This window comes from Curtobacterium sp. MCSS17_006, from assembly GCF_003234215.1.
In the GTDB taxonomy this organism is placed as follows: domain Bacteria; phylum Actinomycetota; class Actinomycetes; order Actinomycetales; family Microbacteriaceae; genus Curtobacterium; species Curtobacterium flaccumfaciens.
In genome coordinates this window covers 164,522-177,312 of sequence record NZ_QKSO01000008.1, presented here as the reverse complement: position 1 = coordinate 177,312, position 12,791 = coordinate 164,522, and the positions used below count along the sequence as shown (strand labels likewise).

General features: G+C 68.9%; 12 protein-coding genes. 9 read left to right on the top strand and 3 right to left on the bottom strand.

What is annotated here, in order from left to right; genetic code table 11:
* Positions 1–230 precede the first annotated feature (230 nt).
* From DEJ21_RS09985 to DEJ21_RS09975, 3 genes are all read left to right on the top strand, one after another.
* Entirely contained in the window at positions 231–1,190 is a 960-nt protein-coding gene (locus DEJ21_RS09985; protein WP_111224471.1) for a hypothetical protein, read from the top strand.
* Between the two features lie 73 nt (positions 1,191–1,263).
* Positions 1,264–2,004 (top strand): histidine phosphatase family protein, encoded by a 741-nt coding sequence (locus tag DEJ21_RS09980; protein WP_111024094.1) that lies wholly within the window; start codon positions 1,264–1,266, stop codon positions 2,002–2,004.
* Positions 1,994–2,857 carry an NAD(P)H-hydrate dehydratase gene (locus DEJ21_RS09975; protein ID WP_111029028.1) on the top strand — a complete coding sequence of 288 codons (864 nt, stop codon included), beginning with the start codon at positions 1,994–1,996 and terminating at the stop codon, positions 2,855–2,857. Before DEJ21_RS09980 ends, DEJ21_RS09975 begins: the two co-directional genes overlap by 11 nt.
* Before the next feature lie 134 nt (positions 2,858–2,991).
* On the opposite strand, the gene DEJ21_RS09970 is transcribed toward DEJ21_RS09975, so the two are convergent.
* Positions 2,992–3,429 (bottom strand): YdeI/OmpD-associated family protein, encoded by a 438-nt coding sequence (locus tag DEJ21_RS09970; RefSeq protein ID WP_111224470.1) that lies wholly within the window; start codon positions 3,427–3,429, stop codon positions 2,992–2,994.
* 184 nt (positions 3,430–3,613) lie between these two features.
* On the opposite strand from DEJ21_RS09970, the gene DEJ21_RS09965 reads away from it, so the two are divergent.
* Genes DEJ21_RS09965 through DEJ21_RS09950 form a run of 4 tightly spaced genes read left to right on the top strand, consistent with a single transcriptional unit; the run spans position 3,614 to position 7,735 of the window.
* On the top strand, positions 3,614–4,756 hold the full coding sequence (locus DEJ21_RS09965) for an ABC transporter substrate-binding protein (RefSeq protein ID WP_111224469.1): 1,143 nt from the start codon (positions 3,614–3,616) through the stop codon (positions 4,754–4,756).
* Positions 4,757–4,761: 5 nt separating this feature from the next.
* Complete coding sequence (locus tag DEJ21_RS09960) at positions 4,762–5,766, top strand: ABC transporter permease subunit (protein ID WP_258371352.1); 1,005 nt, start codon at positions 4,762–4,764, stop codon at positions 5,764–5,766.
* Positions 5,763–6,668 carry an ABC transporter permease gene (locus DEJ21_RS09955; protein ID WP_181435843.1) on the top strand — a complete coding sequence of 302 codons (906 nt, stop codon included), beginning with the start codon at positions 5,763–5,765 and terminating at the stop codon, positions 6,666–6,668. The genes DEJ21_RS09960 and DEJ21_RS09955 overlap by 4 nt, the downstream gene beginning before the upstream one ends.
* Positions 6,665–7,735: an ABC transporter ATP-binding protein gene (locus DEJ21_RS09950; protein ID WP_111224468.1), complete on the top strand. Its 1,071-nt coding sequence runs from the start codon at positions 6,665–6,667 to the stop codon at positions 7,733–7,735. Before DEJ21_RS09955 ends, DEJ21_RS09950 begins: the two co-directional genes overlap by 4 nt.
* Before the next feature lie 142 nt (positions 7,736–7,877).
* On the opposite strand, the gene DEJ21_RS09945 is transcribed toward DEJ21_RS09950, so the two are convergent.
* On the bottom strand, positions 7,878–8,357 hold the full coding sequence (locus DEJ21_RS09945; protein ID WP_017888122.1) for an NUDIX domain-containing protein: 480 nt from the start codon (positions 8,355–8,357) through the stop codon (positions 7,878–7,880).
* 61 nt (positions 8,358–8,418) lie between these two features.
* Here DEJ21_RS09945 and nagB point away from each other — a divergent pair, with 61 nt between their 5' ends.
* Both nagB and DEJ21_RS17990 read left to right on the top strand, forming a co-directional pair.
* Positions 8,419–9,204: a glucosamine-6-phosphate deaminase gene (nagB, locus tag DEJ21_RS09940; RefSeq protein WP_111224467.1), complete on the top strand. Its 786-nt coding sequence runs from the start codon at positions 8,419–8,421 to the stop codon at positions 9,202–9,204.
* Between the two features lie 205 nt (positions 9,205–9,409).
* Positions 9,410–11,539: a helix-turn-helix domain-containing protein gene (locus tag DEJ21_RS17990; protein ID WP_146247736.1), complete on the top strand. Its 2,130-nt coding sequence runs from the start codon at positions 9,410–9,412 to the stop codon at positions 11,537–11,539.
* Between the two features lie 42 nt (positions 11,540–11,581).
* Here the strand turns inward: DEJ21_RS17990 and DEJ21_RS09935 are convergent, their stop codons facing one another.
* Positions 11,582–12,757 (bottom strand): MalY/PatB family protein, encoded by a 1,176-nt coding sequence (locus tag DEJ21_RS09935; protein ID WP_111224466.1) that lies wholly within the window; start codon positions 12,755–12,757, stop codon positions 11,582–11,584.
* Positions 12,758–12,791 lie beyond the last annotated feature (34 nt).

The following is a 12,791-nucleotide window of genomic DNA, read 5'->3' as shown; positions in this document are numbered from 1 at the left end:
GGGTGCGGGTGGGGTGCGGGCGCGGGCCGGGCCGGGTGGAATCGGGCGTAGCTGGTCGAATCGGGCGTACCTGGTCGGAACTTCTGGCCTGGTATGCCCGATTTCGCTTGGTATCGCGGCCGTTCTGGGAAGGAACGTCTCCCCTCCACAACCGCCCAGGCCTGGAGGCCCGTCCACAGTTCCCGACATCGGCCTCCGGACCGGATGGTCGGTCCGGCATCGTCACGTGCATGAACGAGTCGCTGCCCATCCTCCGAGCCTCCGCCATGCACGAGGCAGGCCTCGACGCCACCACCCTGCGCCGCCGGACCCGGATCCAGGGTGTGGGCCGCCTGGTCCGGGTCGGGCCGAACGCCTTCGTCGACGGCGCCGCGTGGGATGCCGCCGGGCCTCGTCAGCGGTACGTCACCCGGGTCTTCGCGCGGCTCGGCCGCCTCGGTACACGGGCGACGGCATCGCACCTCTCCGCCGCGGCCCTGCACGGCCTCCCGGCGCTCGGCGGGTGGGACGTCCCGGTGCACGCGACGGTGCCCGAGTCGATGTACCGGGGCCGGAGCGCCGAGCTGGTCCTGCACACGAGACCCGTCGGCCGGGGCGAACGGGCCACGGTCGGTGCGATCGCGGTCACCTCCGTCCCCCGGACCGTCGTCGACCTGGCGATGACCGGTGACCTGCGGGCGGGCGTGGTCATCGCGGACGCCGCACTGCGACGTGGTGTCGAAGCAGACGACCTCCGACGTGCGGTTCCTCCGAAGGCCCGTGCCCGCGCGCTGGCGCAGCAGGTGCTCGAACTGGCCGATGCTCGGTCCGGGTCACCGGCCGAGTCGCTCGCGCGGGTCGTGTTCCGGGAGCTCGGGCTTCCGGACCCGGTGCTGCAGCAGGAGTTCGTCGTCGACGGCCGTCGGTCCGCAGTCGACTTCTGGTTCCCGGACCACGGGGTCGTCGTCGAGATCGACGGACGGGCCAAGTACTCCCAGGAGCGCTACCTGGGCGGCCGGAGTCCGACCGAGGTGTTCCTCGACGAGAAGCGTCGGCACGGTCGCTTGCTCACCGTGCCGGGTGTGCGGACGATCATCCGGCTCGAGTGGCGAGACCTGTTCGACCTCGATGCGCTGGCGCTGCGACTCCGGGCGGCGGGGCTCCCGTGCGCGGTCCGACCGGTCCGGAGCGCTCGGCTCCGTACGGGGTGACCGTCCGGCGCCGCGCGGGGTGACCGTCCGGCGCCGGTGAACCGGCACAGCGCACTCTGGCTAGCGTGGCGGCATGGCAGTGCAGGAGATCTGGCTCGTCCGTCACGGCGAATCGGTCGCGAACGTCGCAGCGGCTCGGGCCGAAGCCGCGGGCGACGACGTGATCGACGTCGAGTTCCGGGACGCCGACGTCCCGCTCAGCCCGCTCGGCACCGACCAGTCCCGTGCCCTCGGCCAGGAGCTCGCCGACCGCGGGATCGACGACGTCCCCGTCGCGCTGTGGGTGTCGCCGTACCTCCGTGCGCAGCAGACCATCGCGATCGCGCTCGAGGCAGCCGGCCTCGCCGAACCCGAGAAGCGGGTGGACGAGCGCCTGCGCGACCGCGAACTCGGCGTCCTCGACCTGCTGACCCTGCAGGGCGTCCGCAACCGGTACCCGGACGAGGAACGCCGTCGGCAGTGGCTCGGCAAGTACTACCACCGGCCGGCGGGTGGGGAGTCGTGGGCGGACGTGATGCTCCGGCTCCGGTCGCTCCTGGGCGACCTCGAGCGGGTCGACGGTGTCGAGCGCCTGGTGATCGCCGCGCACGACGCCGTGGTGATGCTCGCCGTCGCGGTGTGCCTCGACCTCGACGAGCCGGCACTCATGGAGTTCGCCCGGACCCACGCCGTCGCGAACGCCTCCCTCACCCGCCTCCGTCGTGACGATGCCGGATCACCCTGGGTGCTCGAGGAGTTCTCCTCCGTCGGACACCTGGACGACGACGAGGTCACCCAGCACACCGGCCGGAAGGACGACGAACATGTCCACTGAACCCGTCACCCCGAATTTCCTGCGGGACTGGCCACTGCCCGAACCCGGTGCCGGCAAGTACGGCCGCGGGCAGGTGCTCATCGTCGGCGGCGCTGCTCGGACCCCCGGTGCGGCGATGCTCTCCGCGCTCGCCGCACTCCGCGTCGGGGCTGGTCGCCTCACCCTGGCGGTCGGCCGGAGCGTCGCGAACGAGGTCGCGGTCGCTGTGCCCGAGTCCGGGGTCGAACCCCTCGACGAGGACCAGGACGGACACATCGCCGTCGGTGCGATCGAGGGCATCGCGGACAGCGCGTCGAGCGCCGATGCCGTGCTGGTCGGGCCGGGGCTCGACGAGCCGGACGGTTCGCGTGACCTCGTGGCCGGACTCGCCGACGTCGTCGGTCCGCAGACCACCGTCGTGCTCGACGCCTTCGCCCTCGGTGTGGCTGCCGACGTGCGGGACCGCCTCGAACCGCTGCGTGGACGGCTCGTGATGACGCCGAACTCCGGCGAGGCCGAACGCCTGCTCGGGCGGGAGTGCAGCGACGACGACGTGGCCGACGCCGTGGCGATCGCGAACCGCTTCGGAGCGGTCGTGGCCCTCGGCGACGCCATCGCCACACCGCAGGGTCGGGCGTGGCTCAAGGGCACCGGCTCGGGCGGTCTCGGCACGAGCGGCAGTGGGGACGTGCTGTCCGGCGCGGTCACCGGGCTGCTCGCCCGCGGCGCCGATCCGGCACAGGCCGTGGCGTGGGCGTCCTACGTGCACGCTGCCGCAGGTGACCGACTCGCGGTGCAGGTCGGGCCGCTCGGGTACCTGGCGAGCGAACTCGTCACCGAGATCCCGCGGGTCCTGGTCGAGCTCGGGGCCTGAGCGCGCCCGTTCTTTCCCAGAACGCCCGCGATACCTAGCGTTTTCGGGCATACCTGCCCAGAACTTCCGACCAGGTACGCCCGAATCGACCAGGTACGCCCGAAACCACCAGGCCGCCCGACCCCGCCCGACCCCTACCCCCGCAGGGCCTCCACGGCCTTCTCGATCCGCCGGGCCCGGGTCTCCGGGGCCTTCGCCTGCGTGACCGGGTCGGCGAGTGCGCGCTGCCGCGAGTTCGACAGGGTGTCGAACGCCGCACGCACGCCGGCCCCCTGCAGCGCGGCGGCCAGGTCCTCCGGCAGGTCGACGGTCCGGGGCAGGGTGTCGACCTCGAGCGAGACCTCGACGGTGTCCCCGGCGGCGATCCCGGCGGCCGCACGGTGCGAGGCCGACAGCGGCACCAGGAACTGCCCGTCCATGACCCCGACGGTGGAGCGGTAGGTGTAGCCCCGGTCGATCGTGACGACCACCGCGGGGCGCTTGCCGGATCCGAGCGCCTCGATGGCGGACTCCGGGACGGGGAGTCCGGTCGCCGTCTTCCGCGCTTGCAGGACCGTCGTCGTGAACCGCATCCGTGCCTCCAGGCCTGGTGTGGGCGCGACCCTGCGCCCAGAACGAGCAAAGCGTACAGCCGCACCCGCTGTTCCGCCGTCGTTCACCACCGGAGCACGGGCCGGAAACCGGCCGCGTCCACGATCGAGCAGAACCCGGACACCCGGTCCCCGCAGCACCTTCCCCCACCCGAAAGGCCCACCCGTGCAGCACAAGCGCACCCTGGCCGGCATCGCCCTGGCCGCCGCCGCAGTCGTCACCCTCGCCGGATGCTCCTCGACGAGCTCCGCCAGCACGAGCAAGGGCGACGCCGACTGGAAGACCACCACCAGCGCCGAGTCCGCCGGCGGCATGGACGCCCTGGTCAAGGCCGCCAAGGCCGAGGGCCAGCTCAACGTCATCACGCTCCCGCCGACGTGGGCCAACTACGGCAAGATCATCGACGGCTTCACCAAGAAGTACGGCATCAAGATCAACTCCGCGAACCCGAACGGCTCGAGCGCCGACGAGGTCGCCGCGGTCAAGTCGCAGAAGGGCCAGTCCACCGCCCCCGACGTGCTCGACCTCGGGAACGCCGTGCTGCAGGATAACCTCGACCTGTTCGCCGACTACAAGGTCGCGAACTGGGACGACATCCCCACGAACCTGAAGGACGAGGACGGCGCCTGGACGCGCGACTACACCGGCCTGATGTCGATCGGGTACGACTCGTCGAAGATCTCCGACGCCCCGAAGGACATGACGGACCTGCTCGGCTCCGAGTACAAGGGCAAGGTCTCGATCGGCGGCGACCCGACGCAGGCGAACCAGGCCGCGTCCGCGGTGTACCTGGCGGCGCTGGAGAACGGCGGCTCGGCCGACGACATCACCAAGGGCGTCGACTTCTTCGGCAAGCTCAAGCAGGCCGGCAACTTCCAGAACGTGCTGCCGACGCAGGCCACCGTCGCCTCGGGTGAGACCCCGGTCGTCGTCCAGTGGTCGTACAACAACCTGGCCTGGGGCCCGGCGGCGGGCGCGAGTGGCAACAAGGACTGGAAGACCGTCGTCCCGAAGGGGCAGGCGCTCGGCTCGTACTACTCGCAGGCCATCAACAAGGACGCCCCGCACCCCGCGGCCGCCCGCCTGTGGGAGGAGTACATCGCCAGCCCCGAGGTCCAGAACCTGTACCTGCAGGCCGGCGCCTTCCCGTCCACCCTCGCCGCGCTGACGAAGTCGGGCAAGGTCGACCAGGACGCCCTCGACGCCGCCGGTGGCGCACCGAAGGACTACGTCGAGCTGACCGACGCGCAGGTCGCCGACGCCGCCAAGGTGCTCAAGGCCAAGTGGTCCTCGACGATGGGGTCCTGAGCAGCATGACCACCGCATCGGCAGACGCGCCCGCGGCGAGCGGCGCAGCCGCGACCGACGCCGCACCGGCGACGAGCGCGACGAGCGCGACGAGCCCCGTGCGCCCGACGTCCGCACGAGCGTCCGCCGATGCCGTCCGACGCGGTGCCGGACCCCGTGTCCGGCGCCGCGTCGGCCTCGCCTGGCTGGGGCTGACCCCCTTCGCCGCCTACGTCCTGCTGTTCCTCGCCGTCCCCGCCGTGATCGCGATCGGCAGCGGTTTCTTCGACGGCTCCGGAGCGTTCACGTTCGCGAACCTCGCGGCCTTCGCCGACCCGTCCGTGCTGCGGGCGTTCGGCGGGTCGTTCGGCCTGTCCGCCGCCTCCGCGGTCATCGGTGCCGTGCTCGGCGCGGTCGTCTGCTGGGCGCTCTCGGCACTGCGGCCGGACGGACTGGTCCGGTCGATGATCGACTCGGCGGCGAGCGTCCTCGCACAGTTCGGCGGGGTCATGCTCGCGTTCGCGTTCATCGCCACGATCGGTGTGCAGGGCCTCGTCACGACGTGGTTGGTCACGGTCTTCCACGTCGACCTCAACGCGGACGGTGCCTTCCTGTACACGGTGCCCGGGCTCGTGATCCCCTACGTCTACTTCCAGGTGCCGCTCATGGTCCTCACGTTCATGCCCGCACTCGAGGGCGTCAAGGCCCAGTGGGGCGAGGCCGCCGCGACCCTCGGCGCCTCGCGCCTGACGTACTGGCGCCGGATCGCGTTGCCGGTCCTGGCGCCGGCGTTCTGGGGGTCGCTCCTGCTGCTCTTCGCGAACGGCTTCTCGTCGTTCGCCACCGCCGCAGCCCTCATCTCGCAGGGCGGCATCGTGCCGCTGACGATCCGCACGCAGCTCACCAGCGAGACGCTCGCCGGCCTGCAGAACGTCGCCGGGGTGCTCGCCTTCGGCATGGTCGTCGTGATGGCGGTCGTGATGGGCGCGTACTCGCTGCTGCAGCGCCGTGCCGCACGGTGGCAGCGATGAGCGCGGCGGCCCCGGTCCGCCCGGCGAAGCCGGTTCGGCTCGGAGGCCCGTCCCGCGTCCGCCGCTTCGGCACGGCCCCGTCCCGTGGTGCGGCAGCGATCGTGCTCACCGTGATCGGGCTCCTGTTCGCCGTGCCGCTGGTCGCCCTGCTGCAGTTCACCTTCCGGCAGGGCACCGACGGCGGGCTCACCTTCGCGCACTGGGCGGCGATCGGTGACCCGGCCAACGCGTTCACCTACCAGCCGGTGTTCGACGGGCTCGGGGCGTCGCTGCTCATCGCCGTGATCACCGTCGGGATCGTGCTGCTCGTGCTGCTGCCCGCCCAGATCATCACCGCGCTCCGCTACCCCAGGCTCCGGAGCGTCCTGGAGTTCGTCTGCATCGTGCCGATCACCGTGCCGGTCGTGGTGCTCGTCGTCGGGTTCATCCCCGTGTACCAGGTCGTCTCGCAGGTCTTCGGGTCCGGCTCCTGGACGCTGGCGTTCGCGATCGGGATCATCACGCTGCCGTTCGCGTTCCGCCCGATCGCCGCCGCCATCACCGCGACGGACCTGATCGTCCTGTCCGAGGCGGCCCGGTCGCTCGGTGCCTCGTGGTGGACCGTCACCTGGCGTGTGCTCCTGCCGAACCTGCGCCGGGGCATCACCGCCGCGTGCTTCCTCACGATCACCGTGGTCCTCGGCGAGTACACCCTCGCCGCGTTCCTCTCCCGCAGCACGTTCCAGACCGGGCTCGTGCTCGTGCAGGGGACCGACCCGTACGTCGCCGCGATCTTCTCGGTCGCCGCGCTCGCGTTCGGCTTCGTGCTGCTCGTCCTCATCGGCCGCATCGGGACCCGTCGCACGGGCCGCGTCCGCCGCACCCGCACCACCCGTCGTCCCCGCCTCGAGGAGTCCGCATGACCGTCACCGCCCCGGCAGCCCCGGCATCCCTCGCCACCACCGGTGCCGTCGTCGAACTCCACGCCGTCGAGAAGCACTTCGGCGCACACCGCGCACTCGCCGGACTGTCCCTCCGTGTCGAGCCGGGGGAGTTCGTCTCGCTCCTCGGGCCGTCCGGTTGCGGCAAGACGACGGCGCTCCGCGCGCTGGCAGGCCTCGAGGTCATCGACGCCGGCTCGATCCGCATCGACGGCCGGGACGTCGCCGACACCCCGGTCAACAAGCGCGACATCGGCATGGTGTTCCAGCAGTACTCGCTGTTCCCGCACATGACGGTGCGGCAGAACGTCGCCTTCGGCCTCGAGATGCGCCGGGTCCCCGCCGCCGAGCGCAAGAGCCGCGTGGTCGAGGCCCTCGACATGGTCCGCCTCGGCGAGTTCGCCGAGCGGTACCCGCACCAGCTCTCCGGCGGGCAGCAGCAGCGCGTCGCCCTGGCCCGCGCCCTGGTCACCCGCCCCCGGGTGCTCCTGCTCGACGAGCCGCTGTCGGCCCTCGACGCGAAGGTCCGGGTGTCGCTGCGCGACGAGATCCGCCGCATCCAGAGCGACCTCGGCATCACCACGGTGTTCGTGACGCACGACCAAGAGGAGGCGCTCGCCGTCTCCGACCGGATCGCCGTGATGCAGGCGGGCGACATCGAGCAGGTCGGCACGCCCGAGGAGCTCTACCGCACCCCGTCGTCGGCGTTCACGGCGGACTTCGTCGGCCAGTCGAACCGGCTGCAGGGCGACCTGCGCGGGGGCGACGTCTTCGTGTACGGGTTCCGGGTGCCGGCGCTCGACTCCTCGGCTCCGGATGGGCCGGTGCTCGCCTACGTCCGGCCGGAGGACATCGCCTTCGCCCCCGAGGGCATCACCGGCACCGTCGTCACCTCGAGCTTCCTCGGATCGATCCGCCGCACCACCGTCCGCCTGGACGACGACACCGTCGTGACCGTCCAGCACGAGGTCGGCGACCGCCGGGCCACCGGCGACCCCGTCGCCGTGCGTCTGCTCGGCGCACCCGTGGCGGTCGCGCCGCTCGCGTAGCGGCGGCTGCGGCGGCGACGTTTCGCGCTGAGCGACAGTCCTCGCGCGACCAAACGCGTGGACTGTCGCTGCGCCCGAAACGTCGGGTGAGACGGACGGGAGGCCCGTGGCGGCCTGGCACCGCGCCTCCAGACCGGTGGGGTCAGCGCTGGAAGCGCGCCTCGCGCTCGTCGGCCAGCCCGGCCTCGACGCGTGCCCGCATGTTCTCCGACATGTCGGGCAGGGCGTCGAGCCGAGCCCAGAACGCCTCGGTGTTCTCGCCGTCGGCGGGGTTCGGCGTGCCGGAGACGTACCGGCAGGCGAAGACCAGGTCGAGGTACTGCGACCGGTCGCCGTTCGGGTAGGTCATCTCGGGCAGCACCTGCACCCAGGCCAGGCGTTCGGCGACGGCGACGACGTCGGCTTCCTCCAGGACCTCGCGTTCGGCGGCGACGGCGGGTTCCTCACCCGGGTCGACGATCCCGGTGACCGGGGTGTACGCGCCCGTGTCGGCACGGCGCACCACGAGCAGTTCGCGATCGGCGCCGGAGCCGCGGGTCACGATGGCGCTCACGCCCGACAGCCAGAGCGGCGCCGTGCCGATCTTCTCGCGCAGGGACAGGACGAAGTCGGGGGTCGGCATGCCGGCCACGCTACCCACCCGACCCCTGTCGCAGACTGGTCATGACCAGTAGGCTTGCCGTGTGGAGATCATCATCCTGCCCACGTCGGAAGAGGTCGGTCGCGTCGCCGCCGCCAAGATCGCGTCCGTCGTCGCCAAGAAGCCGTCCGCCGTCATCGGTCTCGCCACCGGATCCAGCCCGCAGGGCATCTACACCGACCTGCAGCGCCGGGTGCAGGCGGGCGAGATCTCGTTCGCCGAGGCCCGTGGGTTCGCCCTCGACGAGTACGTCGGCATCCCGCTCGAGCACCCCGAGTCGTACGCGGCCGTGATCGCCCGCGACGTCGTGGCGCCCCTCGGCTTCGACGCGTCGCGCGTGCGGGTGCCGGACGGCCGTGCCGCCGACCTGGAGTTCGCGGCCAAGGAGTACGACGCCGCGATCCGTGCCGCGGGCGGGATCGATGTGCAGATCCTCGGCATCGGGGCCAACGGCCACATCGGGTTCAACGAGCCGACGTCGTCGTTCGCCTCGCGCACCCGCATCAAGACCCTCGCGCCGTCGACCCGTGACGCCAACGCGCGCTTCTTCGACTCGCCCGAGCAGGTCCCGACGCACTGCATGACGCAGGGGCTCGGCACCATCCTCGAGGCCCGCGAGCTCGTCCTCGTCGCCCAGGGCCCGTCGAAGGCGGCGGCCGTCGCCGCTGCGGTCGAGGGGCCGCTCAGCTCCTTCGTGCCCGGTTCTGCCCTGCAGCTGCACGAGCACGCGACCGTCGTCGTCGACGAGGAAGCCGCCGCCGGGCTGCAGCTCGCCGACTACTACCGCTACACGTACGCGAACAAGCCGGCCTGGCAGCGGTTCGAGTAGGCGGCTGGCTCTGGCTCAGGCCCTGGCGGCTGCGGAGAGCTCGGTGACACCTGTGAACGGAAGCAGGCATCGCCGAGTGGACTCAAATGTCGTCGCCGATCCTTCTCACCCACGGGTTGAGCGAATCTCGACTCGCTGACGCGACACCTATGCATTCGACTTCGAATTGGCTATGGTGGCGGCAGGTGATCAGAGCGGGGGAACGATGGCTGGGGAAACCACGACGGCGCTAGACGCATTCCGAAATGCTGCGCAGTCATTGAAATTGTATCGCCGTGCCGAACTGCTCGGTGACGGCGGCGAGGAACTCATCGAGTCCCTCTATGTAGATCCGCTGCCGAACAATCACGTTCTACAGACGATGCTCAAGCCGAACACCACATTCCTTGTGGGCCGGAAAGGTACGGGGAAGTCAACGGTCTTTCAGCGTGCTCAATACGAGTTGAGGAAGCGTTCGGACGTCGCAACCGCTTACGTCGATATAAAGAGTGTCTTTGAGTCGTCGCGAATCGATGATGGCCTTCTTGCAGCTGCAGCACGCTTTGACGGGGTGCTTCCGAAGGAATCTCTTGAGAGACTCCTGCTCAGTCGAGTTTTCGTTACGGCTATCGTGCAATCAATCCGAGACGAGCTCGGTAAGCGAGTGCAGGCCTCCCTGTGGGACAAGATCAAGGCCAGATTCGATGGCTCGGTCACTGCGCTTTTCGCAGATCTGGATAAATTGCTAGTGGAAGCGGCGAGCGATCGCTTCGAGAATGTTCTTGGCGCCTACGTTGACACGAAGCGAATCAAGACGGGTGAAACCGAGACGAAGAAGACCTCGTCTAAGCTGGAGGGCAAGGCTGCGGCTGGAACTTCCGTAGGTGCGAGTGTTGGCGCAAGTATCGGCAGCCAGCGAGGCACCAGTAGCACGAGAGAAGAAGAGTCCGAGCACGCGGATGTCTTGATGCGCACCTTTGACCTGCGCGACTTCATCACAAAGCTAAAGGTTCTACTCGACCGTTGTGGAATCAGACACCTATACGTTTTTCTTGACGATTTCTCGGAGCTCCCAGAAGCGTCGATGCGAGTTGTCGTCGACGGGCTGATTGCCCCCCTCAACAACTGGTCCAATGAACTGGTCAAGTTCAAGGTTGCGGCGTACCCGACTCGAATTTATTTCGGCGAAATCGACAAGACGAAAACAGACGAGGTTAATCTCGACCTGTTCAATCTGTACGGCACCTCGGATCTCAATGGCATGGAGGATAAGGCCATCGACTTTACGCGGCGACTTATTGTTCGTCGGATGGAGCATTATGGCGCGGTACCGCTTGGTCAATTCTTTGACGGGGTTAAAGGTGATGAGCTCTGGCGACAGCTCTTCTATGCCTCGATGGCCAATCCGCGGAATCTTGGATGGCTGCTCTACTTCGCGTACGAGTCGGCGCTGCTTTACGGGCGCGTCATTAGCTCGGGTGTAATAAGAGCGGCGGCGCGACGCTACTACGAGGAAAAAATCTCAGCCGCTTTCGAAATGAATAAATTCCTCAATGAGAGTTTCGAGGAGCGGTCCTCAATATTCAGCCTCAAGGATCTGCTCGACAGTATTGTCAGTAGGGCCCGAGAGCTTCGCAATAGTGACGCTGCAACCTTACGGGAGCTCTCTGGTCGTGCTCCGTCTAGTCACTTCCATGTCGGGCTTGACCGGGAGAGTTTGCTCAATAGCTTGGAGTTGAACTTTTTCATAACCAAGTACTACGTCATGAGTGATCGCGATGGTAGCAAAGTTGCGGTTTACGCTCTGAACTACGGCCTTTGTCAGGTCCAAACAATTGAATACGGCAGGCCCTCGGGGCTTCGCGAGCAGCGTTACCGTCAGTACTATGCTGAACGCGTATTTGATTACTCGCCAATCCTTGATGCTTACGTGAAGACGAATCAAGAAATTGTATGTGATTCCTGCGGGACTCGACAAGAGCCGGAGAATCTACCGGCCTTGAAGTCCTATCGGATGCTCTGCCCGGAGTGTCGGGAAGGAACGTGCCAAGTGACAAATCTCTCCCGAAAGTACGAAGCAACGTTGCAGGCAGTCTCTGAGTCGTCGCTGCTACCGGCAGTCGAGCTCGGGATCCTCCAGACACTCGACTCCGAAGACCGGGCTTTGAACCCTTCCGATGTAGCTGCGGAGCTTGACTGCTCCTACCAGCTGATCGGGCGAAGGGCAAAGAATCTGGATGAGCGTGGGCTGATCGAGCGCACCGAAGACTCGACGAGTCGGCGGATATACCTGCCAACAGGTCTTGCGAAGACAATCTACTTCGGCGGCTCGGCGAGTGGAGTCGCAGGGAAGTAGGCGTCCTAGCGAGGGCACGGCACCTGCGGTCGTTGGCTTGGTTCATCTGCACAACGCGGCGGATAGGCGGCTGAGCCCCTCGTCGAGGGTCTCCGCCGAGCACCCGAAGTTCAGCCGCGCGAAGCCCCGGCCCTGCCGTCCGAACGCCGGGCCCGAGCCGAGCGCCACCTTCGCCCGGTCGACGAGCTCCGCCGCGGGGTCGTCGCCCCACGGCAGCGCCCGCAGGTCGAGCCACGCCAGGTACGACGCCTGCGGCTGCCGGTACTCGGCGCCGGGCAGCACGTCGCCGATCCGCTCGGCCAGGGTGCGCCGGTTCGCCGCGAGCTCGGTGAGCAGTGATGCCAGCCACGGCCCGCCCTCGCTGAAGGCCGCGACGCTCGCCGTGTAGCCGAGGATGCCGGTGCGCTCGACGACCTCGGTCGGCAGTCCGCCGAACCAGGCGCGGGCCCGCTCCGAGGCGCCGATCATCATCGCGCACTTCGTGCCGGCGAGGTTCCAGGCCTTGCTCGCACTCGTCAGGGCGACGCCGAGGGACGCGGCCTCGGGGCAGGACTCCAGGAACGGCGTGAACACCGCGTCGGCGTGCACGAGCGGCGCGTGGATCTCGTCGGACACCACGACGGCGTCCCACTCGGCGGCCAGCTTCGCGAGTGCGACGAGCGACTCGCGGTCGTGCACCAGGCCGAGGGGGTTGTGCGGGTTGCAGAGCAGCACCGTGCGGGCTCCGTCGGCGAACGCCTGCGCGATGCCGTCGAGGTCCATCCGCCAGCCGGCCGTGGTGTCGAAGGGGTCGGCCGGGCCCGCGGGGGCGAGCAGCGGGACCTCGGTGACGGTGCCGCCGGCCTCGGACACGTACTCCCAGAACGGCGGGTACACGGGCGGCATGATGACGACCTGGTCGCCCGGCTCGATGACCCGGCGCAGCACCTCGACCGCCGCGACCGACACGTCCGTGGTGGTGCGGACCAGGTCGGGGTCGACCCGCCATGCCCACCGGCTCTCGGCGAAGTCGGCGAACGCCTCGGGCAGGGCCCGGCCGTGCCCGACGTACCCGGTGTCGCCGTTCGTCACCGCCGTGACCAGCGCGTCGCGGATCGGTTCGGCGAGCATGCTGTCCATCTCGGCGACGAACATGGGGAGCACGTCCGGCGGGTAGGCCGTGTACTTCTCGCTCGTGCGGGACCGGTACGCATCGAAGACGGACACCATGACGCTCATGCGCCCATCCTGACAGTGCCCGCCGCCGGCCGGC

Coding starts and splice junctions, on each gene's coding strand:
- DEJ21_RS09935 (WP_111224466.1), bottom strand. CDS start 12,757: ATGAGCGTCATGGTGTCCGTCTTCGATGCGTACCGGTCCCGCACGAGC.
- DEJ21_RS09955 (WP_181435843.1), top strand. CDS start 5,763: ATGAGCGCGGCGGCCCCGGTCCGCCCGGCGAAGCCGGTTCGGCTCGGA.
- DEJ21_RS09950 (WP_111224468.1), top strand. CDS start 6,665: ATGACCGTCACCGCCCCGGCAGCCCCGGCATCCCTCGCCACCACCGGT.
- DEJ21_RS09985 (WP_111224471.1), top strand. CDS start 231: ATGAACGAGTCGCTGCCCATCCTCCGAGCCTCCGCCATGCACGAGGCA.
- DEJ21_RS09980 (WP_111024094.1), top strand. CDS start 1,264: ATGGCAGTGCAGGAGATCTGGCTCGTCCGTCACGGCGAATCGGTCGCG.
- DEJ21_RS09970 (WP_111224470.1), bottom strand. CDS start 3,429: ATGCGGTTCACGACGACGGTCCTGCAAGCGCGGAAGACGGCGACCGGA.
- DEJ21_RS17990 (WP_146247736.1), top strand. CDS start 9,410: ATGGCTGGGGAAACCACGACGGCGCTAGACGCATTCCGAAATGCTGCG.
- DEJ21_RS09945 (WP_017888122.1), bottom strand. CDS start 8,357: ATGCCGACCCCCGACTTCGTCCTGTCCCTGCGCGAGAAGATCGGCACG.
- DEJ21_RS09975 (WP_111029028.1), top strand. CDS start 1,994: ATGTCCACTGAACCCGTCACCCCGAATTTCCTGCGGGACTGGCCACTG.
- DEJ21_RS09960 (WP_258371352.1), top strand. CDS start 4,762: ATGACCACCGCATCGGCAGACGCGCCCGCGGCGAGCGGCGCAGCCGCG.